Annotated in this window: 27 protein-coding genes and 1 other RNA gene; 12 read left to right on the forward strand and 16 right to left on the reverse strand. The window is 58.3% G+C overall.

The annotated features are described in order from the left end of the window. Positions 1-10: 10 nt before the first annotated feature. Positions 11-907 carry a site-specific tyrosine recombinase XerD gene (gene xerD, locus ACKLKD_RS22815; protein WP_025712488.1) on the reverse strand — a complete coding sequence of 299 codons (897 nt, stop codon included), beginning with the start codon at positions 905-907 and terminating at the stop codon, positions 11-13. 100 nt (positions 908-1,007) lie between these two features. Here xerD and fldB point away from each other — a divergent pair, with 100 nt between their 5' ends. Next, positions 1,008-1,529, forward strand: a complete 522-nt coding sequence (gene fldB / locus ACKLKD_RS22820; RefSeq protein ID WP_025712489.1) for a flavodoxin FldB — start codon at positions 1,008-1,010, stop codon at positions 1,527-1,529. A gap of 6 nt (positions 1,530-1,535) precedes the next feature. On the opposite strand, the gene ACKLKD_RS22825 is transcribed toward fldB, so the two are convergent. Next, positions 1,536-1,946 carry a protein YgfX gene (locus tag ACKLKD_RS22825; protein WP_025712490.1) on the reverse strand — a complete coding sequence of 137 codons (411 nt, stop codon included), beginning with the start codon at positions 1,944-1,946 and terminating at the stop codon, positions 1,536-1,538. Further along, positions 1,927-2,193 (reverse strand): FAD assembly factor SdhE, encoded by a 267-nt coding sequence (gene sdhE, locus ACKLKD_RS22830; protein ID WP_002916312.1) that lies wholly within the window; start codon positions 2,191-2,193, stop codon positions 1,927-1,929. Before sdhE ends, ACKLKD_RS22825 begins: the two co-directional genes overlap by 20 nt. A 245-nt stretch (positions 2,194-2,438) precedes the next feature. Here sdhE and ygfZ point away from each other — a divergent pair, with 245 nt between their 5' ends. Continuing rightward, a complete protein-coding gene (ygfZ, locus tag ACKLKD_RS22835; protein WP_025712491.1) occupies positions 2,439-3,422 on the forward strand; it encodes a tRNA-modifying protein YgfZ in 984 nt (327 codons plus the stop codon). On the opposite strand, the gene ACKLKD_RS22840 is transcribed toward ygfZ, so the two are convergent. From ACKLKD_RS22840 to yqfB, 3 genes are all read right to left on the reverse strand, one after another. Continuing rightward, a complete protein-coding gene (locus ACKLKD_RS22840) occupies positions 3,419-3,688 on the reverse strand; it encodes a hypothetical protein (protein WP_132312317.1) in 270 nt (89 codons plus the stop codon). The two genes, ygfZ and ACKLKD_RS22840, sit on opposite strands and share 4 nt — an antisense overlap. A gap of 26 nt (positions 3,689-3,714) precedes the next feature. Further along, positions 3,715-4,374, reverse strand: a complete 660-nt coding sequence (trhA, locus tag ACKLKD_RS22845) for a PAQR family membrane homeostasis protein TrhA (RefSeq protein WP_087805901.1) — start codon at positions 4,372-4,374, stop codon at positions 3,715-3,717. Positions 4,375-4,537: 163 nt separating this feature from the next. Further along, the gene (gene yqfB / locus ACKLKD_RS22850) at positions 4,538-4,849 is read right to left on the reverse strand and encodes a N(4)-acetylcytidine aminohydrolase (protein WP_025712493.1); all 312 of its coding nucleotides are present in this window, start codon (positions 4,847-4,849) and stop codon (positions 4,538-4,540) included. Positions 4,850-4,899: 50 nt separating this feature from the next. Here yqfB and ACKLKD_RS22855 point away from each other — a divergent pair, with 50 nt between their 5' ends. The 6 genes from ACKLKD_RS22855 to ACKLKD_RS22880 all read left to right on the forward strand — a co-directional run bounded on the left by ACKLKD_RS22855 (position 4,900) and on the right by ACKLKD_RS22880 (position 10,830). Next, on the forward strand, positions 4,900-5,628 hold the full coding sequence (locus ACKLKD_RS22855; protein ID WP_025712494.1) for a MurR/RpiR family transcriptional regulator: 729 nt from the start codon (positions 4,900-4,902) through the stop codon (positions 5,626-5,628). Positions 5,629-5,747: 119 nt separating this feature from the next. Continuing rightward, a complete protein-coding gene (bglA, locus tag ACKLKD_RS22860) occupies positions 5,748-7,181 on the forward strand; it encodes a 6-phospho-beta-glucosidase BglA (protein WP_025712495.1) in 1,434 nt (477 codons plus the stop codon). A 124-nt stretch (positions 7,182-7,305) separates the two neighbouring features. Next, positions 7,306-7,665, forward strand: a complete 360-nt coding sequence (locus ACKLKD_RS22865) for a hypothetical protein (protein ID WP_025712496.1) — start codon at positions 7,306-7,308, stop codon at positions 7,663-7,665. Positions 7,666-7,714: 49 nt separating this feature from the next. Next, a complete protein-coding gene (locus ACKLKD_RS22870) occupies positions 7,715-9,724 on the forward strand; it encodes a protein-disulfide reductase DsbD family protein (RefSeq protein WP_087805903.1) in 2,010 nt (669 codons plus the stop codon). 1 nt (position 9,725) lies between these two features. Further along, entirely contained in the window at positions 9,726-10,337 is a 612-nt protein-coding gene (locus ACKLKD_RS22875) for a DsbA family protein (protein ID WP_087805905.1), read from the forward strand. Further along, positions 10,327-10,830, forward strand: coding sequence for a protein disulfide oxidoreductase (locus ACKLKD_RS22880; protein WP_025712499.1), 504 nt, complete (start codon positions 10,327-10,329; stop codon positions 10,828-10,830). The genes ACKLKD_RS22875 and ACKLKD_RS22880 overlap by 11 nt, the downstream gene beginning before the upstream one ends. Positions 10,831-10,968: 138 nt before the next feature. Here ACKLKD_RS22880 and ACKLKD_RS22885 read toward each other — a convergent pair whose 3' ends face one another. From ACKLKD_RS22885 to ACKLKD_RS22920, 8 genes are all read right to left on the reverse strand, one after another. Then, positions 10,969-11,712, reverse strand: a complete 744-nt coding sequence (locus ACKLKD_RS22885) for an SDR family oxidoreductase (RefSeq protein ID WP_025712500.1) — start codon at positions 11,710-11,712, stop codon at positions 10,969-10,971. Positions 11,713-11,772: 60 nt separating this feature from the next. Beyond that, the gene (gene gcvP, locus ACKLKD_RS22890) at positions 11,773-14,646 is read right to left on the reverse strand and encodes an aminomethyl-transferring glycine dehydrogenase (protein WP_025712501.1); all 2,874 of its coding nucleotides are present in this window, start codon (positions 14,644-14,646) and stop codon (positions 11,773-11,775) included. Positions 14,647-14,852: 206 nt separating this feature from the next. Continuing rightward, a complete protein-coding gene (gene gcvH / locus ACKLKD_RS22895; protein ID WP_023290979.1) occupies positions 14,853-15,242 on the reverse strand; it encodes a glycine cleavage system protein GcvH in 390 nt (129 codons plus the stop codon). A 24-nt stretch (positions 15,243-15,266) separates the two neighbouring features. After that, complete coding sequence (gcvT, locus tag ACKLKD_RS22900; RefSeq protein WP_025712502.1) at positions 15,267-16,361, reverse strand: glycine cleavage system aminomethyltransferase GcvT; 1,095 nt, start codon at positions 16,359-16,361, stop codon at positions 15,267-15,269. Positions 16,362-16,783: 422 nt separating this feature from the next. Further along, positions 16,784-17,986 carry an FAD-dependent 2-octaprenylphenol hydroxylase gene (ubiI, locus tag ACKLKD_RS22905; protein WP_025712503.1) on the reverse strand — a complete coding sequence of 401 codons (1,203 nt, stop codon included), beginning with the start codon at positions 17,984-17,986 and terminating at the stop codon, positions 16,784-16,786. 10 nt (positions 17,987-17,996) lie between these two features. Continuing rightward, positions 17,997-19,175 carry a 2-octaprenyl-6-methoxyphenyl hydroxylase gene (ubiH, locus tag ACKLKD_RS22910; protein WP_080897034.1) on the reverse strand — a complete coding sequence of 393 codons (1,179 nt, stop codon included), beginning with the start codon at positions 19,173-19,175 and terminating at the stop codon, positions 17,997-17,999. Next, entirely contained in the window at positions 19,172-20,488 is a 1,317-nt protein-coding gene (pepP, locus tag ACKLKD_RS22915; protein ID WP_025712505.1) for a Xaa-Pro aminopeptidase, read from the reverse strand. The genes ubiH and pepP overlap by 4 nt, the downstream gene beginning before the upstream one ends. Before the next feature lie 23 nt (positions 20,489-20,511). Beyond that, positions 20,512-21,090 carry a YecA family protein gene (locus tag ACKLKD_RS22920; protein ID WP_002916486.1) on the reverse strand — a complete coding sequence of 193 codons (579 nt, stop codon included), beginning with the start codon at positions 21,088-21,090 and terminating at the stop codon, positions 20,512-20,514. Positions 21,091-21,256: 166 nt separating this feature from the next. Here ACKLKD_RS22920 and zapA point away from each other — a divergent pair, with 166 nt between their 5' ends. From zapA to ACKLKD_RS22935, 3 genes are all read left to right on the forward strand, one after another. Further along, positions 21,257-21,586 carry a cell division protein ZapA gene (gene zapA / locus ACKLKD_RS22925; RefSeq protein ID WP_004205298.1) on the forward strand — a complete coding sequence of 110 codons (330 nt, stop codon included), beginning with the start codon at positions 21,257-21,259 and terminating at the stop codon, positions 21,584-21,586. Between the two features lie 41 nt (positions 21,587-21,627). Continuing rightward, positions 21,628-21,811: non-coding RNA, 6S RNA (ssrS, locus tag ACKLKD_RS22930), on the forward strand. Positions 21,812-21,909: 98 nt separating this feature from the next. Continuing rightward, entirely contained in the window at positions 21,910-22,506 is a 597-nt protein-coding gene (locus tag ACKLKD_RS22935) for a 5-formyltetrahydrofolate cyclo-ligase (RefSeq protein WP_080897033.1), read from the forward strand. An 83-nt stretch (positions 22,507-22,589) separates the two neighbouring features. On the opposite strand, the gene serA is transcribed toward ACKLKD_RS22935, so the two are convergent. Together serA and rpiA are read right to left on the reverse strand one after the other, a co-directional pair. Then, on the reverse strand, positions 22,590-23,822 hold the full coding sequence (serA, locus tag ACKLKD_RS22940) for a phosphoglycerate dehydrogenase (protein WP_087805907.1): 1,233 nt from the start codon (positions 23,820-23,822) through the stop codon (positions 22,590-22,592). A 269-nt stretch (positions 23,823-24,091) separates the two neighbouring features. After that, a complete protein-coding gene (gene rpiA, locus ACKLKD_RS22945; protein WP_087805909.1) occupies positions 24,092-24,751 on the reverse strand; it encodes a ribose-5-phosphate isomerase RpiA in 660 nt (219 codons plus the stop codon). 167 nt (positions 24,752-24,918) lie between these two features. Between rpiA and argP the strand changes: the two genes are divergently transcribed. Next, on the forward strand, positions 24,919-25,812 hold the full coding sequence (gene argP, locus ACKLKD_RS22950) for a DNA-binding transcriptional regulator ArgP (RefSeq protein WP_008806448.1): 894 nt from the start codon (positions 24,919-24,921) through the stop codon (positions 25,810-25,812). The last annotated feature ends 33 nt before the right edge of the window (positions 25,813-25,845 follow it).

Below are 25,845 nucleotides of genomic sequence, written 5' to 3' on the forward strand. Positions count from 1 at the left end.
TATTCAGCACTCACGCCCGCGGGTGGTGCTGTTGATGAAGTTGTCGCAGACGCTCGGTCGCCACGTGGGTGTAGATCTGCGTGGTGGAGAGATCGCTGTGTCCTAACAGCATTTGTACCACGCGCAGGTCGGCGCCATGATTGAGCAAATGCGTGGCGAACGCATGACGCAACACGTGCGGGGAGAGCTTTTCACTGTCGATCCCCGCCAGTACGGCGTAGTGTTTAATGCGGTGCCAGAAGGTCTGGCGCGTCATCTGCTGGGCGCGCTGGCTGGGAAATAAGACATCCGACGCCACGCCGTTCAGCAGCCAGGGGCGGCCATACTCAAGGTAATTTTCCACCCACAGTACCGCCTCCTCCCCCAGCGGCACCAGCCGCTCTTTGTTGCCTTTACCGATAACCCGTAGTACGCCCTGACGCAGGCTGATATCACTCATCGTCAGGCCCACCAGCTCCGAGACGCGCAGGCCAGTGGCATACAGCACCTCCAGCATCGCTTTATCGCGCAACTCCAGCGGCTGCTCCACCAGCGGCGCCTGCAACAGGCGCTCAACCTGCGCCTCGCTGAGATCTTTCGGCAGCCGCTGCGGCAGCTTTGGCGAGGCCAGCAGCGCGCTGGGATCGTCCGGGCGAATTTTTTCCCGGTACAGATGCTGGAAGAAACGACGCACGGCGCTCAGCAGGCGCGCCGTGCTGGTGGCTTTGTAGCCACCGGACTGCCGCTCGGCCAGCAGCGCCTGCAGATCGTCGCTGCCGACGCTGGCCAGCGACAGGCCGCGGTGATGCAGCCACTCCACGAGCATCGTCAAATCGCGGCGATAGGCGCTGAGCGTATTCTCCGCCAGATTCCGCTCCAGCCAAAGGGCATCGAGAAACTGTTCGATTCGTGCCAGATCCTGTTTCACATCGGCCTCTTTGTTCGTTAAACGCTCTCATTATGCCTTAAGAGCATGCCTTTCTGGTACACTGCCCGCTATTCACGGCAAGAATCGAGATGTTTACGCGATGAATATAGGTCTGTTTTACGGCTCCAGCACCTGCTACACCGAAATGGCCGCGGAGAAAATCCGCGATATCATCGGCCCCGAGCTGGTGACGCTGCACAATCTGAAAGATGATTCCCCCGCGCTAATGAGCCAGTACGATGTCCTGATCCTCGGCATCCCGACCTGGGATTTCGGCGAAATTCAGGAAGACTGGGAGGCGGTCTGGGACCAGCTGGATACCCTCGATCTGGCGGGCAAAATCGTTGCGCTGTACGGCATGGGCGATCAGCTGGGCTATGGCGAATGGTTCCTGGACGCGCTGGGCATGCTGCACGACAAGCTGGCGACCAAAGGCGTGAAGTTTGTCGGCTACTGGCCAACCGAAGGCTACGAGTTCACCAGCCCGAAACCGGTGATCGCCGATGGCCAACTGTTCGTTGGCCTGGCGCTGGATGAAACCAACCAGTACGACCTGAGCGACAAGCGCATCCAGAGCTGGTGCGAGCAGATCCTCGGCGAAATGGCCGAACACTTTTCCTGACGCCGCTTACTCCTGCGCCGGTTTTTGCATCACCAGCCGGCGCAGGTCGCGCCACTCTCCGGCATCCATGCTGTCCGCCGCCAGCCACAGATGCTGCCCGCGCCGGGTATCGACATGGCGCAAACGCAGTAACATTCCGCTATTGATAACCCATGGTGTGCCGAGGATCTCCCATTCAGCGTTTTGCCAGCGAAGACGGGAGTCGGTGAGCAGTTTTATCTCCCCGCGACGAGCATGGATCCGCCGCTGGCTACGCACGCAATCAAAGACCACCAGCGACAGCAGCAGCAGCCAAATCGGGGTGTAGCTTAGCGGCCAGGGAACCAGCAGCACCAGGGCCGCCACCACGCCGTGGAGCAGCAGAGAAAACCACTGTGCGCGCCAGGAGATACGGAGATCAGATTGCCACAGGACCACGTTCCCGATTCCGTGTCTGAATTAAGGTTACCATCCGCTGCAGCTCCGCATCGGCCGGTTTGCCGTGGTTCATCAGCCAGTTGAACAGATCCGGGTCGTCATTTTCCAGCAGACGAATGAACAGCTGTTTGTCAGCATCGCTGAGGGTATCGTACTCATACTCAAAGAACGGCATGATGGAGATATCGAGTTCACGCATCCCACGGCGGCATGCCCAGTGGATACGTGCTTTATTGTTAATGTCCATGTTGATCTTCCAGCAGCAAAATATAGGTTAGTTTAACCCGTTTTATGCCGTAACTTTACAGGAATATCGCTGAATGCGAGCATCATTCCATAAAAACCATAAAATAATGATGGGCTTATTACTTACCCGCCCCAGGCCGTTGCCCGACGTCAGCGCACAAATGGCCTGTTGAAAGCACTTGCAATGCACTATAGCTCTTTTACCATTGGTCACACACACTGCGTAAAGCGATTCAGGATACGACTATGGCTTTTACACCTTTTCCTCCGCGTCAGCCTTCCTCTTCCGCTCGTCTGCCGTTAACGCTGATGACCCTGGATGACTGGGCGCTGGCGACCATCAGCGGACCAGATAGCGAAAAGTATCTGCAAGGCCAGATTACCGCTGATGTGAGTCACCTCACCGATGCTCAGCATCTGCTTGCCGCGCACTGTGACGCCAAAGGCAAGATGTGGAGCAATCTGCGCGTATTTCGTCGCGACGGCGGCTTTGCATGGATTGAGCGCCGCAGCCTGCGCGACGCGCAGCTGACCGAGCTGAAAAAATATGCCGTCTTCTCCAAAGTCACTATCGCCGCCAACGACGATCTGGTTCTGCTGGGGGTTGCCGGCTTTCAGGCGCGCGCTGCGCTGGCGCCGCTGTTTTCCGCCCTGCCCGATGCCGCCACACCGGTGGTTAGCGAAGGCGCCACCAGCCTGCTGTGGTTTGAACATCCGGGCGAACGCTTCCTGCTGGTGACCGATGTCGACACCGCCAACCGCGTCACCGACGCGCTGCGCGGCGAAGCGCAGCTCAATAACAGCCAGCAGTGGCTGGCGCTGAATATTGAAGCCGGTCTGCCGGTTATCGACAGCACCAACAGCGGGCAGTTCATACCCCAGGCCACCAACCTGCAGGCGCTGGGCGGCATCAGCTTCAAGAAAGGCTGCTACACCGGCCAGGAAATGGTGGCGCGGGCGAAATTCCGCGGCGCCAATAAGCGTGCGCTGTGGACGCTGTCAGGGACCGCCAGCCGGGTGCCGGAAGCCGGGGAAGATCTGGAGCTGAAAATGGGCGATAACTGGCGCCGCACCGGTACGGTGCTTGCGGCGGTTCAGCTCGATGATGGCCAGTTGCTGGTGCAGGTGGTGATGAATAACGATATGGAGCCGGATAGCCTGTTCCGCGTGCGCGACGATGCCGGCAGCCTGCGCATTGAACCGCTGCCGTATTCGCTGGAAGAAAATTAAGGAACAGTTCCCGGCTTGCGGCGCTTGCGCCTTAGCCGGGCTACCAGGCCGCAGAGTATCGTCGCCACGGTAAGCGCAGCGCCACCGTGGGATTTCCAGGCGGCAGATAACCGTAGCCACGGTAAGCGCAGCGCCACCGTGGGATTTCCAGGCGGCAGATAACCGTAGCCACGGTAAGCGCAGCGCCACCATGGGATTTCCAGGCGGCAGATAACCGTAGCCACGGTAAGCGTAGCGCCACCGTGGAAGTAGTCAGAACGAGTCACCAAAAAGCCCCTGTTGGGGCTTTTTGTCAGTGTTGACCGATGTATAGATAAATCGCCAGGAAGTGACACACGCTGCCGCCGAGCACGAAGCCGTGCCAGATAGCGTGGTTATAGGGAATGCGTTTGCAGACGTAGAAGATGACCCCCAACGAGTACACCACCCCGCCGACCGCCAGCAACGTTACGCCACCCACCGCCAGCTTCACCGCCAGTTGATAGACCACGATAAGCGACAGCCAGCCCATCGTCAGATAGGTCACCAGCGACAAAATTTTAAAGCGGTGCGCAATCGTCAGCTTAAACAGGATCCCCAGCAGGGCCAGGCTCCAGATAACAATCATCAGCCCCTTCGCCAGCGGTGAATTCAACCCCACCAGCAAAAACGGCGTGTAGGTTCCGGCAATCAGCAAATAGATGGCGCAGTGGTCGAATTTCTTCAGCCACTGTTTCGCCCGCTGATGCGGGATTGCGTGATAGAGCGTGGAGGCGAGGAACAGCATAATCATGCTGCCGCCGTACAGGCTGTAGCTGGTGATCGCCGTCGCGCCGGCATTAGTGTCCACCGCCTGCACCAGCAACAGCACGAGGCCGACGATACCGAACACCAGCCCGATCCCGTGGCTGATGCTGTTGGCAACTTCCTCTGCCAGAGAATATCCCTGAGTGATTAATGGTTTGCGAACCATATTTGACTCCGTGAAAACAAGAACGCTTTCATTGCCCACTTAGGGTAACTGAGAATGATTCCAGTGAACACCTGTTAGCTAAAATAAAAAGATGTATATTTGTAAATACTTTAAAATCATAAAGTTACATTTTTATTTCAACTCACAGCTGTTCCTGATTATCTTAAAGCATTTTGAATTCAATGACATAAAACTGGCTCTCGCCAGGATAGATGTCGCTGATGACCTGCCGCAGCTGTTCGAGAGTCATATTCTCCTGCCGGGCATGCTCTTCGGTTAGCGTGTCGAGAGTCACCGTCGAGGTGGCGGTCACGGCGATGGTGCAAAAATAGCCGTCGTCTTCATAGCGCCCAACGCGCAGGACGTCACCCGGTTTAAAATGTGATTCCGCCGCATCGCGGAGAGTGATGGTTTTGCGCCCGGCGAGGATGTCGTCCTGAAAACGCTGAAAAAAGGTAATGTCATTGGCCTGCATGATATAATTCCGTCCTGGTCTTTATGAATTGTGAGTTCGCCACTGTGAGTATGTTCTCCCACGCCGCTGTCGCCAGTCTCAATAACCTTGAGATGATGGTCTATCACTATGTCATCAAAAATCGTGACAAAGTGATGTACATGACCATTCGCGAACTGGCCGAGGCCGCCGGGGTCTCCACCACCACCGTGTTGCGCTTCTGCCGCAAACTGCAGTGCGAGGGCTACTCTGAATTTCGCGTGCGCTTTAAATTATATCTCGAGCAGAATGAGCCTCAACAGGCAAATATCGGCGCCAGCGAAATAATGAGCTTTTTTAAAAGCGTCAACAATGACGAATTTGACGAATTACTCGACCGGGCCGTCGATATTATTCTCGCCTCCGAACGTATTATTTTCGTCGGCGCCGGCACCTCCGGCGCGCTGGCGAAATATGGCGCGCGCTTCTTTTCCAACGTCGGTAAATTCAGCAACCATATTGATGATCCCTATTTTCCAGTAACCAACGATATGGCCCGTAACGCGCTGGCGATTGTGCTTTCCGTCTCCGGCGAAACCGAAGAGATCCTGCGCTTCGCCAGCCAGTTCAACCTGCACCGCTGTAAGGTGATGTCGATTACCAGCCATGAGCATTCGCGGCTGGCGAAACTGGCTGACTTCAATCTCTCCTGGCACGTGCCGCAGACGCGCATTGGCGGCGTCTACGATATTACGACGCAAATTCCGGTGATCTATATTCTCGAATCGCTCGGGCGTAAATTAGCGCGCAAAATCAGCTAAAAATAACAACCTGTTTTTTCTATGTAACATATTACGTTTAGCGGAATTTGTTATATCGTGACTTTCATTTTCGCTTTGTTAGACTCAATCGCAATAGTGATTCAGAGAGATTAGCAAAGATGAAAAAATTGACCCTTCCAAAAGACTTTTTATGGGGCGGCGCGGTCGCCGCGCATCAGGTTGAAGGCGGCTGGAATAAAGGCGGCAAAGGCCCCAGCATCTGCGATGTGTTGACCGGTGGGGCGCACGGCGTGCCGCGCGAAATCACCCACCAGGTCGAAGCGGGCAAATACTACCCGAACCACGAAGCGGTCGATTTCTACGGCCACTACAAAGAAGACATCAAACTGTTCGCTGAGATGGGCTTCAAGTGCTTCCGCACCTCTATTGCCTGGACCCGCATCTTCCCGCAGGGTGACGAAACCCAGCCGAATGAAGAGGGGCTGAAATTCTACGATGACATGTTCGATGAACTGCTGAAGTACAACATCGAGCCGGTGATCACCCTTTCCCACTTTGAAATGCCGTTGCATCTGGTCCAGCAGTACGGCGGCTGGACCAACCGCAAAGTGGTCGATTTCTTTGTGCGCTTCGCCGAAGTGGTCTTCGAGCGCTATAAGCACAAAGTGAAATACTGGATGACCTTTAACGAGATCAATAACCAGCGTAACTGGCGCGCGCCGCTGTTCGGCTACTGCTGTTCCGGCGTGGTCTATACCGAGCATGAAAACCCGGAAGAGACCATGTACCAGGTGCTGCATCATCAGTTCGTCGCCAGCGCGCTGGCGGTGAAAGCGGCCCGTCGTATCAACCCGGAAATGCAGGTCGGCTGCATGCTGGCGATGGTCGCCCTCTACCCTTACTCCTGCAAACCGGAAGATGTGATGTTCGCCCAGGAGTCGATGCGCGAGCGCTACGTCTTTACCGATGTCCAGCTGCGCGGTTACTACCCGAGCTATGTGTTGAATGAATGGGAACGCCGCGGCTTCAACATCAAGATGGAAGACGGCGACGCGCAGATCCTGCGCGAAGGCACCTGCGCCTATCTCGGCTTCAGCTACTACATGACCAACGCGGTGAAAGCCGAAGGCGGTACCGGCGATGCCATTTCCGGCTTCGAAGGCAGCGTGCCGAACCCGCACGTCAAGGCCTCCGACTGGGGCTGGCAGATTGACCCGGTCGGCCTGCGCTATTCCTTGTGTGAACTGTATGAGCGCTACCAGAAGCCGCTGTTTATCGTGGAAAACGGCTTTGGCGCCTACGACAAAGTAGAAGCCGACGGCAGCATCAACGATGACTACCGCATCGATTATCTGCGCGCCCACGTGGAAGAGATGATCAAAGCGGTCACTTATGACGGCGTCGATCTGATGGGCTATACCCCATGGGGCTGCATCGACTGCGTCTCCTTCACTACCGGCCAGTACAGCAAACGCTACGGCTTCATCTACGTCAATAAACACGACGACGGCACCGGCGATATGTCCCGCTCGCGCAAGAAGAGCTTTAACTGGTACAAAGAGGTCATCGCCAGCAACGGCGAGAATCTGTAATTGACCGCCCTCTCCCGGCCGGGAGGGGGCAAATTACTTCTCCGTCAGACACTTCTTTACAGCTTTACCATTGCTAAAACGCGTTCGCCCGATAAGATAGGCCTCGTGAATATTTGAGGCAATCATGATTAAGCGACAACGCAAAGCCATTCTTTTTGTCCTCCTGGCCTGTCTGGTGGTGCTGACCTGTACCGCTCAACGGATGGCCGGGATGCACGCGCTGGTCATGAACCTCACCGCCGACAGCCCGTCGCTACAGCAAAGCCAGGATAAGGCCGAGGCGCCGGTCACGCCGTGCGAGCTCAGCGCCAAGTCGCTGATGGCCGTTCCGCCGATGCTGTTTGAAGGCGCGCTGTTGGCTATCACTCTCCTGCTGGCGGTGCTGGCGGCGATCCCGCCGCGTATCGAGCGCCAGTGGCCTCCCCGCGTCATTTCTCCCCCCCGATTGCGGGTGCATCTACGATTATGCGTCTTCCGTGAGTGATTAATTCTCCTGACAGCTCAGGTTAATTTATTACTTACGGAGAAAATTTATGTTTATGGTATTCAGGCGACTGCTGGTCTGCCTGCTTTGGCTATGGCTGCCCGTCAGCCAGGCCGCCGATAGCGGCTGGCTGCGCGTCGCCGACAATCAACACGCCAGCGTGCGCCTGCGGGCGCAAAGCGAAAGCAATGGCGACACCCGCCTGCTTTTAGACGTAGCGCTGGAAAAGGGCTGGAAAACCTACTGGCGTTCGCCGGGCGAAGGCGGCATCGCGCCGGCTATCGCCTGGCACACGCCGCTGGAGGTTAACTGGCGCTGGCCGACGCCGCAACGCTTCGACGTCGCGGGTATTTCCACTCAGGGGTATCACGGCGACGTCAGCTTCCCGATGACCCTGCGCGGCAAAATACCGCCGACGCTTAGCGGCGTCCTGACGCTATCCACCTGCAGCAATGTCTGCATTCTCACTGACTATCCCTTTTCGCTGGATATGACGGCTCCAGCGGGGGAGCGTTTTAATTACGATTTCACCCGCGCGATGGGCACGCTGCCCCTGCGCGACGGTCTCACCTCGGCGCTTAGCGCCAGCTACGTCAGCGGCAAACTGACGGTGATCGCCCGCCGCGATGCCGGCTGGCAGCAGCCAGCGCTGTTTATCGACAGCATGGAGGATGTCGATTTCGGCACGCCGAGTTTTACCAGCCGCGGCGATACGTTGACCGCCACCGTACCGGTCACCGATAGCTGGGGCGAAGCGGCGCCGGATCTGAGCGGCAAAACGCTGTCGCTGGTGCTGGCCGATAGCGGCCAGGCGCAGGAAAGCAAGATCGCCATCGCCGCCGGCAGCGCCGCGCCGGGGCTGGCGTTAGGCTGGGTGCTGCTGATGGCGCTGGCCGGCGGGCTAATCCTCAACGTCATGCCGTGCGTGCTGCCGGTGCTGGCCATGAAACTCGGCTCGCTGGTGCAAACCGAACGTCGCGAACGCGGCGCGGTGCGGCGGCAGTTCCTCGCCTCGGTATGCGGGATCGTCGTCTCCTTCCTGGCGCTGGCGCTGATGATGACCGCGCTACGCTTAGGTAATCAGGCGCTCGGCTGGGGGATCCAGTTCCAGAACCCATGGTTTATCGGCGCGATGGCGCTGGTAATGGTGCTGTTCAGCGCCAGTTTATTAGGGCTGTTCGAAATCCGTCTCTCCTCCAGCGCCAGTACCTTCCTCGCCACCCGGGGCGGCAACGGCTTAATGGGCCATTTCTGGCAGGGCGCCTTCGCCACTCTGCTGGCGACGCCCTGTACCGCGCCGTTCCTCGGTACCGCCGTTTCGGTGGCGCTGGTGGCGCCGCTGCCGCTGCTGTGGGGTATTTTCTTCGCCATGGGGATCGGCATGAGCCTGCCGTGGCTGCTTATCGTCGCCTGGCCGGGTCTGGCGCAACGTCTACCGCGCCCGGGTCGCTGGATGAATCATCTGCGGGTGGTGCTGGGGTTAATGATGCTTGGCTCAGCGCTATGGCTGGTCAGCCTGCTGACGATCCACATCGGCCGTACGCCGGTGCTTACCCTGCTGGTGATTCTGGCCATCGTTCTGCTGCTGGCCACCGCCTGGCGCTACCGCTGGCGTACGGCGCTGCGCGCGGGCGCTCTGGCCATCGTAGTGGCGGGCGCCGTCGCCTTTGTCGCCCAACAGGACGGCCAGGGCCCGCGCCGCGACCGGGTTAACTGGCAGCCGCTCAGCGAGCAGGCTATCGCTAACGCCCTGGCGGAGCATAAGCGGGTGTTTATTGATGTCACCGCCGACTGGTGCGTGACCTGTAAAGCCAATAAATACAACGTGCTGCTGCGCGATGACGTCCAGCAGGCGCTTTCAGCGCCAGATGTGGTCGCCTTACGCGGCGACTGGAGCCGCCCCTCCGCCGACATTAGTCAGTTTTTAACCGCTCGCGGCAACGCCGCGGTGCCGTTTAACCAGATTTACGGACCAGGATTGCCGCAGGGACAAATTCTGCCTGCGCTGTTAGATCGCGAACACCTTCTCGCTACCCTGTCCGCCGCTAAAGGAAAATAACATGAGAGCTATCACCGCCTTATTGCTGCTGTGCGTATCGGCCTTCAGCTTCGCCGCCCCGGAGCAAGAACCGCAATCGAACGGTAATGACCAGTTAGCCCAGCTGCTGTTTAACGATCCGAACAGCCCGCGCACCGGCGCGAAAGCGCCGAAGCTCACGATCGTCTCGTTTACCGATTACAACTGCCCTTACTGCAAACAGTTTGATCCGCTGCTGGAAAAAATCGTCCACGATAATCCGGACATCCAGCTCATCGTTAAGCTGCTGCCGTTTAAAGGGCAGAGTTCGGTGAATGCCGCTAAAGCCGCGCTCTCCACCTGGCGTCAGCAGCCCGATAAGTTCTGGGCGCTGCATCAGCGGCTGATGGCGAAAAAAGGCTATCACGATGATGCCAGCATCGCCGCCGCACAGAAGAAAACCGCCACCGAAAGCGTGAATATTGATGACAAAACCATGGATTCGCTGAAAATGAACCTGATTTTGTCGCAGGTGCTGAATATTCAGGGCACCCCGGCGACCATCATCGGCGATCAGATGGTGGCCGGCGCAATCCCTGCTGATGAACTGGAGGGGCTGGTGAAAGAACAGCTGGCGAAAGCCCGTGGCCAGTAAAATCAGGCGCTGGCTGCGCGAGCTGGCGGTGTGGCTGCTGATTGGCGCGGCGGTGAGCCTGGCGGTGGATTATTTTCGCCAGCCCGCGCTGCCGCAAAACATCAGCGCCACATCGCTGCAGACACTCGACGGCAGGACGCTGGATCTGAACGCCATGAGCCAGCAAAAGCCGCTGCTGCTGTACGTCTGGGCAACCTGGTGCGGAGTTTGTCGCTATACCACGCCGTCGGTGGCATCGCTTGCCGCCGACGGCGGCAATGTGCTGACGGTGGCCCTGCGTTCCGGCGATAACGCCACGCTGGAGACGTGGTTGACCAGGAAGAAAATGGCGCTGCCGACGGTGAACGATCCGAGCGGCCAGCTGGCGCGGCAGTGGGACGTGCAGGTGACGCCAACGCTGGTGTTCATTTCTCAAGGCGAGGTGAAGTCGGTCACCACCGGCTGGACCAGCAGCTGGGGAATGCGCCTGCGGCTATGGCTGGCCTCCTGGTAGACCGTCGGGTTCCCGGCTCGCGCTGCGCTCAGCCGGGCTACGGGTACGCATCGTTGGGTAACCCGGATAAGGCGTCGCCGCCATCCGGGAAGTTTTTCCCGGATAGCGCAGCGCCGCCGGGCAATAGACATCTACGGGTTATTTACCGCCCGCCAGTTCGAGGAAGCTACCCGTCACATACGACGCTTTGTCGCTCAGCAGCCAGGCAATGGCCTGAGCGACCTCTTCCGGCTGGCCGCCGCGCTGCATCGGAAGCGAACTTTTCACCCGGTCCACGCGTCCCGGTTCGCCGCCGGAGGCGTGCATCTCGGTATAAATGAGCCCCGGACGCACGCCGTTTACCCGAATCCCCTGCGCCGCCACTTCCAGCGCCAGCCCGGTGGTCAGGGTATCTACTGCCCCTTTCGACGCGGCATAATCAACGTACTCCCCCGGCGCGCCAAGGCGCGACGCCGCCGACGAAACGTTAACTATCGCCCCGCCCTTGCCGCCATGCCGATGCGACATGCGCTTTACCGCCTCGCGACAGCAAAGAAAGTATCCGGTGACGTTGGTGGCCAGCACGCGGTTAATACGCTCGGCGCTCAGGCTCTCTACCGTACATTGGGTAAACAGGATCCCGGCATTGTTGACCAACGCCGCCAGTGGTTCGCCCATGCGGTCAACCGCCTCAAACATCGCCATCACCTGCGCTTCATCGCTGATATCGGCCCGCAGCGCCGTGGCTTTGCCGCCAGATTCAACAATGGTATTGACCACTTCGGTGGCGGCGTTAATGTTGTGATGATAATTAACCGCGACGGTATACCCTTCCTGCGCCAGCAGCAGCGCCGTCGCCCGGCCTATGCCGCGGCTTGCGCCGCTAATCAGAGCTATCGCCATATCTTCCCTCCAAAAAATAAAGGCGCCGCAGCGCCTTTAAAAGTTTAGCTAATTCACCACTTACTGGTATTCGCTCATCGGGACGCAGGAGCAGAACAGGTTACGGTCGCCGTATACGTCATCCAGGCGTTTCACCGTCGGCCAGTACTTGTTGTGCAACCCAGCCGGGAATACCGCCAGCTCGCGGCTGTACGGATGGTTCCACTCGCCCACCAGCTCGCCCTGGGTGTGCGGCGCGTTCACCAGCGGGTTATCTTCCAGCGGCCATTCACCGGCTTTAACGCGATCGATTTCCGCGCGAATCGCCAGCATGGCGTCAATAAAGCGATCCAGCTCGACCTTGCTTTCCGATTCTGTCGGCTCAACCATCAGCGTCCCGGCGACCGGGAAGGACATGGTCGGCGCATGGAAACCAAAGTCGATCAGGCGTTTAGCAATATCCAGCTCGCTAATGCCGGTCTCTTCTTTCAGCGGACGAATATCGAGAATACATTCGTGCGCCACGCGACCGTCGCGGCCGGTATAGAGCACCGGGTAAGCCTCTTTCAGCCGGGTAGCGATATAGTTGGCGTTGAGAATCGCGTTCTGGCTCGCCTGCTTCAGTCCTTCCGCGCCCATCATGCGGATATACATCCAGCTGATCGGCAGAATGGACGCGCTGCCGAACGGCGCGGCGGAAACCGCGCCCTGACGGGTCAGCATGCCTTCAATCTGTACCACGCTGTGGCCCGGTACAAACGGCGCCAGGTGCGCTTTCACACCGATAGGGCCCATACCCGGGCCGCCGCCGCCGTGCGGAATGCAGAAGGTTTTATGCAGGTTGAGGTGCGAAACGTCAGCGCCGATAAAGCCCGGAGAGGTGATCCCGACCTGGGCGTTCATGTTGGCGCCGTCAAGGTAAACCTGGCCGCCGAACTGGTGCACGATCTCGCACACTTCGCGAATGGTCTCTTCATATACGCCGTGGGTCGACGGGTAGGTGACCATGATGCAGGAGAGATTCGCCCCCGCCTGCTCTGCTTTTTCACGCAGGTCAGCGAGATCGATATTGCCGTTTTTGTCGCACGCAACCACCACCACCTGCATACCCGCCATCTGCGCGGAAGCCGGGTTGGTGCCGTGCGCGGAGCTTGGGATCAGGCAGATATCGCGATGGCCTTCGTTGCGGCTTTCGTGATAGTGGCGAATCGCCAGCAGGCCAGCATACTCGCCCTGCGCGCCGGAATTCGGCTGCATACAGACGGCGTCATAGCCGGTCAGTTTAACCAGCCAGTCAGAAAGCTGGGCGATCATCTGATGATAACCTTCCGCCTGCTCGACCGGGCAGAACGGGTGCAGCTCGGCAAATTCCGGCCAGGTGATCGGGATCATTTCCGCCGCGGCGTTCAGTTTCATGGTGCAGGATCCCAGCGGGATCATCGCCTGGTTCAGCGCCAGATCTTTACGCTCCAGCGCGTGCATGTAGCGCATCATCTCGGTTTCGCTATGGTAGCGGTTAAACACCGGATGGGTGAGGATCGCATCGTCGCGCAGCATCGCCGCCGGGATCGAACGGCTATCCAGCGCCACGTCTTTATCCAGAGTATCGATATCCAGACCGTGATCGTCGCCGACGATGGCGCGGAACAGGTTCAGCACATCTTCGCGGGTGGTCGCTTCATCAAGCGTAATGCCCACCGCGCCGTGAATATCGCTACGCAGGTTAATCTGCAGCGCTTCGGCACGCGCCAGCACCGCGGCTTTATCCGCCACTTCGACGCAAAGGGTGTCGAAGTAGTGCGCATGGCGCAGCTTCAGCCCTTTCTTCTGCAGGCCGTCGGCCAGAATGTCGGTCAGGCGATGAATGCGGCCAGCGATACGTTTCAGGCCCGCCGGGCCGTGGAATACCGCGTACAGGCTGGCGATGTTGGCCAGCAGGACCTGCGAGGTACAAATGTTGGAGTTCGCTTTCTCGCGGCGGATGTGCTGCTCGCGAGTCTGCATCGCCATGCGCAGCGCGGTATTACCCGCCGCATCTTTCGATACGCCGATAATCCGGCCCGGCATGGAGCGTTTGAATTCATCTTTCGCCGCGAAGAAGGCCGCGTGCGGGCCGCCATAGCCCATCGGCACGCCGAAACGTTGGGCGGAACCGAAGACAATATCGGCGCCCTGCTTGCCCGGCGCCGTCAGCAGCACCAGCGCCATAAAGTCAGCGGCGACGCTGACAATCACTTTGCGCGCTTTCAGCTCGGCGATCAGTTTACTGTAATCGTGGATTTCACCGGTGGTGCCAACCTGCTGCAGCAGCACGCCAAAGACATCCTGGTGATCGAGCACTTTGTCGGCGTCATCGACAATCACGTCGAAGCCGAAAGTTTCTGCGCGGGTGCGAACCACGTCCAGGGTTTGCGGATGGACGTCGGCGGCAACGAAGAAACGGTTGGCGTTCTTCAGTTTACTGACGCGTTTGGCCATCGCCATCGCTTCGGCGGCGGCGGTGGCTTCATCAAGCAGCGAAGCGGAAGCGATATCCAGCCCGGTCAGATCCAGCGTGACCTGCTGGAAGTTGAGCAGCGATTCCAGACGGCCCTGGGAAACTTCCGGCTGGTAAGGAGTGTAAGCGGTATACCAGCCCGGGTTTTCCAGCATGTTGCGCTGAATGACCGGCGGCAGCTGCACGGCGGTATAGCCCATGCCGATGTAAGACTTGAAGCGCTTGTTGCGACCGGCAATCGCCTTCAGCTCCGCCAGCGCGGCGAATTCGGTAGTCGCGTCGCCCACCTGCGGTGGGGTCGCCAGCTGGATATCCTGCGGCACAATCTGGCCAATCAGGGCGTTAAGCGAATCCGCGCCGACGGTCTTCAGCATCTCTTGCTGCTGCTGAGCGTCCGGGCCAATGTGACGTTCAATAAAGGCGTCGCGGTTTTCAAGCTGACTTAAAGTCTGAGTCATGAGCGATGGTTCCTGAAACGTGCGGTGAATCGTGATTGTCTGACTGGTTTGCCCGGCAAGCGCTGATGCTTACCGGGCCAGAATACGCAAAATCATTCGCGTTGCAGGAAGGCGGCGACACAGCGACTCCCCGGGAGCTTACAAAAGTAAGTGACCGGGGGGAGCCAGGAAGCCAACGCCCCTGCAGCGTGAAGGATGAAGCGTATTTATTCGTCTTCTAACAGAGCTTCATAGGCGGTCGCATCCAGCAGCGCGGCAACCTGCGCTTCGTCGCTGGCTTTGATTTTGAAGATCCAGCCGTCGGTATACGGGTCGCTGTTGACCAGTTCCGGCGAGTCGTTCAGCTCTTCGTTGACGGCAACGATTTCACCGCTAATCGGCGCGTAGATATCGGAAGCCGCTTTCACGGATTCGGCAACGGCGCAATCGGCGCCCGCTTCAACGGTGGCGCCCACTTCCGGCAGGTCAACGAAAACCATGTCGCCAAGCAGCTCCTGCGCGTGCTCGGTGATCCCAACGGTATAGGTGCCGTCCGCTTCTTTACGCAGCCACTCGTGTTCTTTGCTGTATTTCAGTTCTGCTGGTACGTTGCTCATCAATTCATCTCCAAAAAAGGGAAATCACACAATGGCTTTGCCATTGCGTACAAAACCAGGTTTAGTCACTTTTACCGGCATTTCACGGTTACGAATTTGCACCACCGCGGTGTCGCCAATCCCGGCCGGCACGCGGGCCAGCGCGATGCTGTAGCCCAGCGTCGGCGAGAAGGTGCCGCTGGTGATAATGCCTTCTTTTTGATTACCGTCGCTATCGGTAAAACGTACCGGCAGGCCGCCGCGCAGGACGCCTTTCTCGGTCATCACCAGGCCGACCAGCTGCTCGGTGCCTTTTTCGCGCTGCATTTCCAGCGCTTCGCGGCCGATGAAGTTACGATCGGCGGGCTCCCAGGCGATAGTCCAGCCCATGTTCGCCGCCAGCGGCGAGACGCCTTCGTCCATCTCCTGGCCGTACAGGTTCATCCCGGCTTCCAGGCGCAGGGTGTCGCGCGCGCCAAGACCACACGGCTTAACGCCGGCGTCCAGCAGACCGCGCCAGAAATCCGCCGCCTGCTCGTTCGGCATCGCGATTTCATAACCCGCTTCGCCGGTATAACCGGTGGTGGCGATAAACAGGTCGCCGGCCTGTACGCCGAAGAACGGCTTCATGCCTTCCACGGCCTGGCGCTGAGCGTCGGTGAACAGCGTCGCCGCCTTCGCTTTCGCCTGCGGGCCCTGCACCGCGATCAGCGACAGATCGTCGCGAACGATAATTTCAAGGCCGTAAGGTTCGGCTTGTTCGGAAATCCAGGCGAGGTCTTTTTCACGAGTGGCGGAGTTAACAACGAGGCGGAAATAATCTTCAGAAAGGAAATAAACAATCAGGTCGTCGATGACGCCGGCGGAGGCGGTCAACATGCCGGTGTAGAGCGCTTTACCTGGGGTGGTGAGCTTCGCCACATCGTTGGCCAGTAAATAGCGCAAGAACTCCCGGATCCGGCTGCCGTGGAAATCGACGATGGTCATATGCGACACATCGAACATCCCTGCATCGCCGCGCACCGCGTGGTGCTCATCAATCTGGGACCCGTAATGCAGCGGCATCATCCAGCCATGGAAATCCACCATGCGAGCGCCGCACAGCGTGTGTTGTTCATACAACGGAGTCTGTTGAGCCATCTTTTCCTCATCGAATAAAACGGAACCAGCCACGAGATTGGCGGCGATTTTGCGCCACGAAATTCGGCGGCGGCATCGCTGACGGACGCCGACGCAAACGTTCTCTTTTGCCTGAACTTACCACCGAACCCGGCGCTAAACCATAAGCTCATTCAGGGCATCACATTAGCTTATGACTAAAATTCGCCAAGAAGCCTACAGAGTTATTGACTGGGAAAAAGCGATTTGTGCCACATAAAATTAACATGATGGCGTTAGACTTTAGATGATGGTGGTGTTTTATGCGATTTTATAGTCCTAATTTCTTTAACAAAAAAAAGGACGCATTAATAAATCTAATGCGAAAAAAGTGGTGAAATTAGAATATTTCAAATGAGATAAAAAACCCGGCGCGGGGGCCGGGTGGAAGAAGTGTGATGGGGTTAACGTAACCAGGCAGGGAGATCGTTCAGGCCCATCGCCTGGCGAATCAGCTGCGGTTTCACGCCCGGCAGCGTATCAGCCAGTTTAAGCCCCATATCGCGGAGAAATTTCTTCGCCGGATGGCTGCCGGAGAACATTTCGCGGAATCCCTGCATACCCGCCAGCATCAGCGCGGCGCTGTGCTTGCGGCTGCGCTCATAGCGGCGCAGATAAAGGTGCTGGCCTATATCTTTCCCCTGAGCGTGCAGACGCTTGAGCTCATCGATAAGCTCGGCGGCGTCCATAAAGCCAAGGTTCACCCCCTGCCCGGCCAGCGGATGAATAGTGTGGGCGGCATCGCCAACCAGCGCCAGACGATGGGCGGCGAACTGACGCGCATAGCGTCCGGTCAGCGGGAAAACCTGCCGTTCGCTTTCAAGCTGGCAAAGGCCAAGGCGATTATCGAAGGCGATGTTCAGCGCCTGATTAAACTCAGCTGCATCGGCCTGCTGCATCCGCTGCGCCTCCGCTGGCGACAGCGACCAGACGATCGAGCACAAATGCGGATCGCTCAGCGGCAGGAAGGCCAGAATACCCTCGCCATGGAATGCCTGGCGCGCCACCGCCTGGTGCGGCTCAGCGGTACGGATGGTCGCCACCAGCGCATGATGATGGTAATCCCAGAAGGTCAATGGAATATCGGCTTTATTGCGCAGCCACGAATTGGCGCCATCGGCGCCGATCACCAGCCGGGCGGTGAGCATGCTGCCGTCCTGCAGGCTGAGAAAGGCTTCATTCTCGCCCCACGCTACCTGCTGAAGTTCCGCCGGCGCCAGAAGGGAGACGTCAGCGCAGCGTTGCGCCTTCTGCCACAGCGCGTGATGCACCACGGCATTTTCAATAATATGGCCCAGATGGCTAAAGCCCATACTCTGGTCGTCGAAGCTAATGCGACCAAAGCTATCTTTGTCCCACACTTCCATGCCGTGATAGCAGCTGGCGCGCTGGGCAACGATCTCGCGCCAGACGTCCAGCTTCGTCAGCAGCTTTTCGCTGGCGGCATTGATTGCCGAAACGCGCAGCGCCGGCGGCGCATCGGCGGCCAGAGGCTGTGGTTCTGCTTTCTCCAGCACCGCGACGCGCAGGCCGCTGCCCTGTAAACCACAGGCCACCGCCAGTCCCACCATTCCACCGCCAACAATGGCAACATCAACACTTTGCACGTTCTACTCCTTAACGGGGAACCCAACCGAGGGTACGCTGCGCCAGCGCATCGCGCGCCGGGGTAAATAATTCCATCGCCATCAGCCCGACGTTGCGCCCCGCCACCAGCGGCGCCCAACGGTTGGCAAAGAGATGCACCAGCCCATCGGTCACGCCGATGGTGGCGGCTTTATCCCCTGCCCTGCGCGCCTGATAGCGGCACAGCAGAGAATAATTGCCCACATCCTCACCGGCCGCGTGGGCATCGGCAAGCCGTTCAGCCAGGCTCATCACGTCGCGCAGGCCGAGATTAAAGCCCTGCCCGGCGATCGGGTGCAACGTCTGCGCCGCATTGCCGACCAGCGCCAGGCGGTGCGACACCGCGCGGTTGGCAGTGGTTAACGCCAGCGGATAGACGCTACGCTTACCGACATGGGTAATACGCCCCAGCCGCCAGCCAAACGCCTGCTGTAATTGCTGGCAAAAACGTTCGTCAGACCAATTCAGCACCTCGTCGCGCCGCGACTGCGGGTGGCACCATACCAGCGAACAGCGCCCTTGCGACATCGGCAACATCGCCAGCGGCCCATGCTCGGTAAAGCGCTCGAAGGCGCGGCCTTCGTGGGGTAACGCGGTGCTGACGTTAGCAATGACCGCTATCTGCTCATAGGGCTGCTGCTGCCAGCTAATGCCGCAGCGGGCGCCCAGCGACGAACGCGAACCGTCCGCCGCCACCAGCAGCTTACCGTTGATGATTTCGCCGCCCTCAAGCGTAAGGCTGACGCTCTCCTCGCGGCGGCTGACCGCTTCCACTTTCGCCGGACAGTGCAGGGTGACGCCCGGCGCCTCGCGCAGCAGGCTAAACAGCCGCTGACCAACATCGTGGAGTTCAACTACTTGCCCCAGCGCCGACAAGCCGTAATCGGCCGCCGCCAGGTTCACAAAACCAGCGTGACCACGGTCGCTGACGTGGACCCGCTGGATGGGCGTCGCTCGTTTAGCCAGGGTCTGCCAGATACCAATGCGCGCCAGCTGCTGGCAGGTACCGGCCGCCAGGGCAATTGCCCGATCGTCAAAACCGGGATGGCGTGACGAATGCGGATCCTGCGCCTCAATCAGATGGACCGGCAGGGCGCCGCCGGTCAAACGGGAGATGGCCAGCGCGAGCGTCGCCCCGGTCATCCCGCCGCCGACGATCAGCACGCTCATGACCGGCGCGCCGCCGCCATCAGCGCCTCGATCTCATCCGCCTTCTTCACCACACCGGCGGTGAGATTTTCGTTACCGTCCTCGGTAATAACGATGTCATCTTCAATACGGATGCCGATACCACGATACTGCGCCGGTACGTCGGCGTCGGTGGCGATATACAGCCCCGGCTCGACGGTCAGCACCATACCCGGCTCCAGTATGCGCGAACGGTCGGTGTCGTAATTGCCGACATCGTGCACATCCAGACCCAGCCAGTGACTCAGGCCGTGCATGAAGTACGGGCGGTGGGCGTTGTTGGCGATGAGCTCGTCAATCTCGCCTTTCAGGATCCCCAGCCGTACCAGGCCGGTGATCATAATGCGCACCACTTCCTGATTAACCTGATAAATGGAGGTGCCCGGACGATACAGATCCAGCGCGGTTTCCAGCGATTCCAGCACGATATCGTAGATTTCACGCTGCGGCTGGGTGAACTTACCGTTAACCGGGAAGGTGCGGGTGATATCGCCCGCATAGCCGCGGTATTCGCAGCCGGCGTCAATCAGCACTAAATCGCCATCACGCAGTTCGGATTCGTTTTCGGTGTAGTGCAGAATGCAGCCATTTTCGCCGCCGCCAACGATGGTGTTATAGGACGGGAAACGTGCCCCGTGGCGGTTGAATTCATGGAGAATTTCGCCCTCCAGCTGATATTCGAACATGCCGGGGCGGCATTTTTCCATCGCCCGGGTATGGGCCAGCGCGGTGATCTCCCCGGCGCGGCGCATCACGGCAAGCTCTTCCGCGGATTTAAACAGGCGCATCTCATGCACCATGGGCCGCCAGTCGATGACCGAATTCGGCGCCTGCAGATTCTGACGCGAGCCTTTGCGCAGTTTTTCGAGGGCGTTGAACACAATCTCATCGGCATAGGCATATTCGCCCTGGGCGAAATAGATAGCGTCCAGGCCGTTGAGCAGCTGATACAGCTGCTGGTTGATTTCGCTAAATGCCAGCGCCCGGTCGACGCCAAGCTTCGCCGGCGCGGCCTCCTGGCCCAGACGGCGACCAAACCAGATCTCAGCGGTCAGATCGCGCACCCGGTTAAACAGCACGCTATGATTGTGCGTTTCATCGCTTTTGATCAGCACCAGCAGCGCTTCCGGTTCATTGAAGCCGGTGAAGTACCAGAAATCGCTGTTCTGCCGGTAGGGATACTCTGAATCTGCGCTACGCACCGCTTCCGGTGCGGCGAAAATCAGCGCCGCGCTGCCTGGCTGCATCTGCGCCAACAGCGCCTGGCGACGCGAGAGAAATTCCTGCTGAGTCATGACGCCCCCTGAACGAATTTTAGTTAGTGTAATGTCGGTTTGCGGACTTCCGGTGCGGTTGGCTGCTGACGCGCAAAGGTGTCGTGGCACAGCAGTGCGGCAACGCGGACATACTCGATAATCTCCTCCAGAGACATCTCCAGCTCTTCCTGATCTTCGTCTTCATCGTAGCCCAGTTGGGCAATATTACGCAGATCGTCAATCGCCTCCCCGGTCTCGTCTTTCACTTTATCCAGCTTCGGCTGGCTGACGCCAAGGCCGAGCAGGAAGTGGTTGACCCAGCCGGCAAGGGCGTCGGCGCGGTCGAAGACGCTTACCGCATCGCCTTCCGGCAGATACAGCTGAAAGAGGAAACCGTCGTCATCCAGAGAGTCACTGATGGCGGAATGCATGTTACGCAGCGCCTGAGCCAGCTCATGACCAAAGGCAAGACCTTCGTTGGTCAGGTCGTGTACCAGCGGCTGCCAGCTGCTGTCCGTGTTGCCGCCGCACAGCAATCCGCTGATCAAACCGTGCATTTCGGCCGGGGTGAGACCTACCCCTTGTTGGTTCAGTAACTGGTCTACATCGTTGTAACCAGGCATTTCGTTCTGTATAGACATGCGCATTCGTCATCGTTGGGAGGAATATTCATGGTATGCTACCACTTTGGACCCTGGTGAACCAGAATAGGGCTTGTATCTTCGCACCAGGGTAGCTATAGTGTCGCCCCTTCGCAGACCCGGGTCAGGGTGTGAAGGCAGCGCAGTCAATCAGCAGGAAGGTGGCATGTCTGCACAACCCGTAGATCTCCAAATTTTCGGCCGTTCACTGCGAGTGAATTGCCCGCCTGAACAAAGGGATGCCCTGAATCAGGCAGCTGAAGACCTTAATCAGCGGTTGCAAGATTTAAAAGAACGCACTAGAGTCACAAATACTGAGCAGCTGGTCTTCATCGCCGCGTTGAACATCAGCTATGAGTTGACTCAGGAAAAAGCGAAGACCCGCGACTACGCTTCCAGCATGGAGCAGCGCATTCGGATGCTTCAGCAGACCATCGAACAAGCATTGCTTGAGCAAGGTCGCATAAGCGAAAGACCAGGATCGAAGTTTGAATAACACTTTGCAGTTAACTGTGTTAGAGTAATTCCAGGAACAAAATTTCTCTGAGATGTTTGCAAGCGGGCCAGTCCCCTGAGCCGATATTTCATACCACAAGAATGTGGCGCTCCACGGTTGGTGAGCATGCTCGGTTCGTCCGAGAAGCCTTAAAACTGTGACGACACATTCACCTTGAACCAAGGGTTCAAGGGTTACAGCCTGCGGCGGCATCTCGGAGATTCCCTTCCTTACTTCGTATTATCCCCCACATCTGTTTTCGGCTGATGCCGCTCTGTATTACACTTGCCCGTATTGTTTCGCCTGCTCGTAATGAGACCAGCATGACCCTACAGCCCGATACCCTGCTCTCCCGACAGCACATTCGCCAGCAGATCCGCGAGCGTCGACGCGCGCTCAGCCCGGAGCAACAGCGGCAGTTTGCGCTGCAAGCCGCAGAGCGGATGATGGCCTGGCCGCCGGTGGTTCTCGCCCATACCGTGGCGCTGTTTCTTTCTTTTGACGGCGAACTGGACACCCAGCCGCTGATCGACCAGCTCTGGCGCACCGGTAAGCGGGTGTATCTGCCGGTGCTACATCCTTTCAGCCCAGGCAATCTCCTGTTCCTACACTACCATCCGCAGAGCGAACTGAGGGTGAATCGTCTGAAAATCCGCGAACCGAAGCTCGATGTGCGGGACGTGCTGCCGCTGGCTGAACTCGATGTGCTGGTGACCCCGCTGGTGGCCTTCGATGCCAGCGGCCAGCGGCTGGGAATGGGCGGCGGTTTTTACGACCGCACGCTGCAAAACTGGCAGCAGTATCGCCTGCAGCCGGTGGGCTACGCGCACGACTGCCAGCAGGTGGAAATCCTGCCGAGCGAAGAGTGGGATATTCCGCTGCCGGCGGTCATCACCCCGGGAAAAACCTGGTGTTGGTAGGTACGCGGGGACGAGAATTTCAGCCTGGAAAGTATTAACAAAAAAACGGGCAGGTACGCGACCTGCCCGAGAGGCAAAAAGGATTAGAACAGCAGACGGGCGCGGATAGTCCCCGGGATCGCTTTCATTGCCTGCAGCGCCTGCTGGGCAACATCCTCTTCCGCTTCAATATCAATAACCACGTAACCCATCTGCGGCGACGTTTGCAGATACTGGGCGGCAATGTTGATGCTCTGCGCGGCGAAGATCTGGTTGATGGCGGTCAGGATGCCCGGCCGGTTTTCATGGATATGCAGCAGACGGCGACCACCGTGCAGCGGCAGAGAAACTTCCGGGAAGTTAACTGCCGACAGGGTTGACCCGTTGTCAGAGTACTTCGCCAGCTTGCCAGCTACTTCCAGACCGATGTTCTCCTGCGCTTCCTGAGTGGAACCACCGATATGCGGAGTCAGGATCACGTTATCAAACTCGCACAGCGGTGAAGTGAAGGGGTCGCTGTTGGTCGCGGGTTCGGTCGGGAAGACGTCGATAGCCGCCCCGGCCAGATGCTTACTGGCCAGCGCATCGCACAGCGCCGGGATGTCCACCACGGTACCGCGGGAGGCGTTGATCAGCAGTGCGCCCGGCTTCATCAGCGCCAGCTCTTCCGCGCCCATCATATTTTTGGTGGAGGCGTTTTCCGGCACGTGCAGGCTGACCACATCGCTCATGTTCAGCAGGTCGGAGAGATGCTGTACCTGAGTGGCGTTGCCGAGCGGCAGTTTGTTTTCAATATCATAGAAGAAGACATGCATGCCCAGCGATTCCGCCAGAATGCCAAGCTGGGTGCCGATGTGGCCGTAGCCAATGATGCCCAGCTTTTTACCACGAGCTTCGAAACTACCGACCGCTTGCTTGTTCCACACCCCGCGGTGCGCTTTGGCGTTGGCTTCCGGCACGCCGCGCAGCATCAGCAGCAGCTCGCCGATCACCAGTTCGGCCACCGAACGGGTATTGGAGAATGGCGCGTTAAATACCGGAATACCGCGCTTCGCGGCGGCGTTCAGATCAACCTGGTTGGTACCGATGCAGAAGCAGCCAACTGCGACCAGTTTTTCCGCCGCGGCGAAAATCTCTTCAGTCAGATGGGTACGGGAACGCAGGCCGATGAAATGGGCATCACGGATCGACGCTTTCAGCTGTTCGGAATCCAGCGCGCCTTTATGAAATTCAATGTTGGTGTAACCCGCTGCGCGAAGGCTATCGATTGCCTTTTGATGCACACCTTCAACCAGCAGAAATTTAATCTTGTCTTTTTCCAGTGATACCTTAGCCATTTCCCCGTCCTGTTTTGTCTTAACTGATGTCGTGCTGAACGAAAGTTCGTCTGAGCAACATATCAAAAAAAACTATCGCGGCAATATGAACGTTTGCGTCACCGTCCTGAAGAAATGTCATCCACAAGGAAATGACAGGACAAAACACCAGAAAGAGGAGGAATGGTAGTTTGTAAATCAGATTGGTTGCATAAATGTGACAGAAGTCACCAAATTGCGCCAGGTGAAAAAATATTTGCGAGGGAGCCGGTTGGCTCCCTGCGGACAGACTATTTTACGATGGTCTTCACACCGTCGGCAGTACCGATCAGCGCCACGTCGGCGCCACGGTTGGCGAACAGCCCCACGGTCACCACGCCAGGAATGCCGTTGATCGCGTTTTCCAGCGCGATAGCATCGAGAATTTCCAGACCGTGTACGTCAAGGATCACGTTGCCGTTATCGGTCACCACGCCCTGACGGTACTCCGGGCGGCCGCCCAGCTTAACCAGCTGACGCGCCACGGCGCTGCGCGCCATCGGGATGACTTCAACCGGCAGCGGGAATTTGCCCAGAATATCAACCTGCTTGGAGGCGTCGGCGATGCAGATAAATTTATCCGCCACCGAGGCGATAATCTTCTCGCGGGTCAGCGCCGCGCCGCCGCCTTTGATCATCTGCATGTGGCCATTGATCTCATCCGCGCCGTCAACGTAGATCCCCAGGCGATCGACACTGTTGAGATCGAAGACGGTGATCCCGAGGCTCTTGAGCTTTCCGGTGGAGGCGTCAGAGCTGGAAACCGCCCCTTCGATCTGCCCCTTCATGGTGCCCAGCGCATCAATAAAATGGGCCGCCGTCGAGCCGGTGCCTACGCCGACAATAGTCCCTGGCTGTACGTATTGCAGCGCCGCCCAACCTACCGCTTTTTTCAGTTCATCCTGCGTCATAATTATGGTCCGAGATGTGAATGCCTGTGGCGCATTATAGAACATCGACAGTGGAAATGTCCCTGCGATGCAGATCACACAACTGAGCAGACCAATTTCGTCTGTATCAAATAAAAATTTATGTCATAGTGCGAGATAACGATTAGTTATGGGGGCACGCCAGAATAATGAAACGACCGGACTACAGGACACTACAAGCACTGGATGCGGTGATTAGGGAACGAGGATTTGAGCGCGCCGCGCAGAAGCTATGTATTACCCAGTCCGCCGTCTCACAGCGTATTAAGCAGCTGGAAAACATGTTCGGCCAGCCGCTGCTGGTGCGTACCGTTCCGCCGCGCCCCACCGAGCAAGGACAGAAACTGCTGGCCCTGTTGCGCCAGGTTGAACTGCTGGAGGAGGAGTGGCTGGGCGATGAACAAACCGGTTCCACACCGCTGCTGCTGTCGCTGGCGGTGAACGCCGACAGTCTGGCCACCTGGCTGCTGCCGGCGCTGGCCAACGTTCTGTCAGACTCCCCTATTCGTCTGAACCTGCAGGTGGAAGATGAAACCCGCACCCAGGAGCGTCTGCGCCGTGGTGAAGTGGTGGGCGCAGTCAGTATCCAGCCACAGGCGCTGCCAAGCTGCCTGGTGGATCAGCTCGGCGCGCTCGATTACCTGTTTGTCGCTTCAAAAGAGTTTGCGCAACGCTATTTCCCGAACGGCGTGACGCGTTCGGCGCTGCTGAAAGCGCCTGTCGTCGCCTTCGACCATCTGGACGATATGCATCAGGCGTTCCTGCAGCAAAACTTCGATCTGCCGCCGGGCAGCGTGCCCTGCCACATCGTCAACTCGTCGGAAGCTTTCGTGCAGCTGGCGCGCCAGGGCACGACCTGTTGTATGATCCCGCATCTGCAGATCGAAAAAGAGCTGAAAAGCGGCGAGCTTATTGACCTCACGCCCGGTCTGTTCCAGCGTCGTATGCTGTACTGGCACCGCTTTGCGCCGGAAAGCCGCATGATGCGCAGGGTGACCGATGCGCTCATCGACTACGGTCACAAGGTGCTGCGTCAGGATTAAACGGCAGGCGTAAAAAAAGCCACTTCAGAGTAG

The organism is Klebsiella sp. 10982 (genome assembly GCF_048589245.1).
GTDB lineage: Bacteria > Pseudomonadota > Gammaproteobacteria > Enterobacterales > Enterobacteriaceae > Klebsiella > Klebsiella quasivariicola.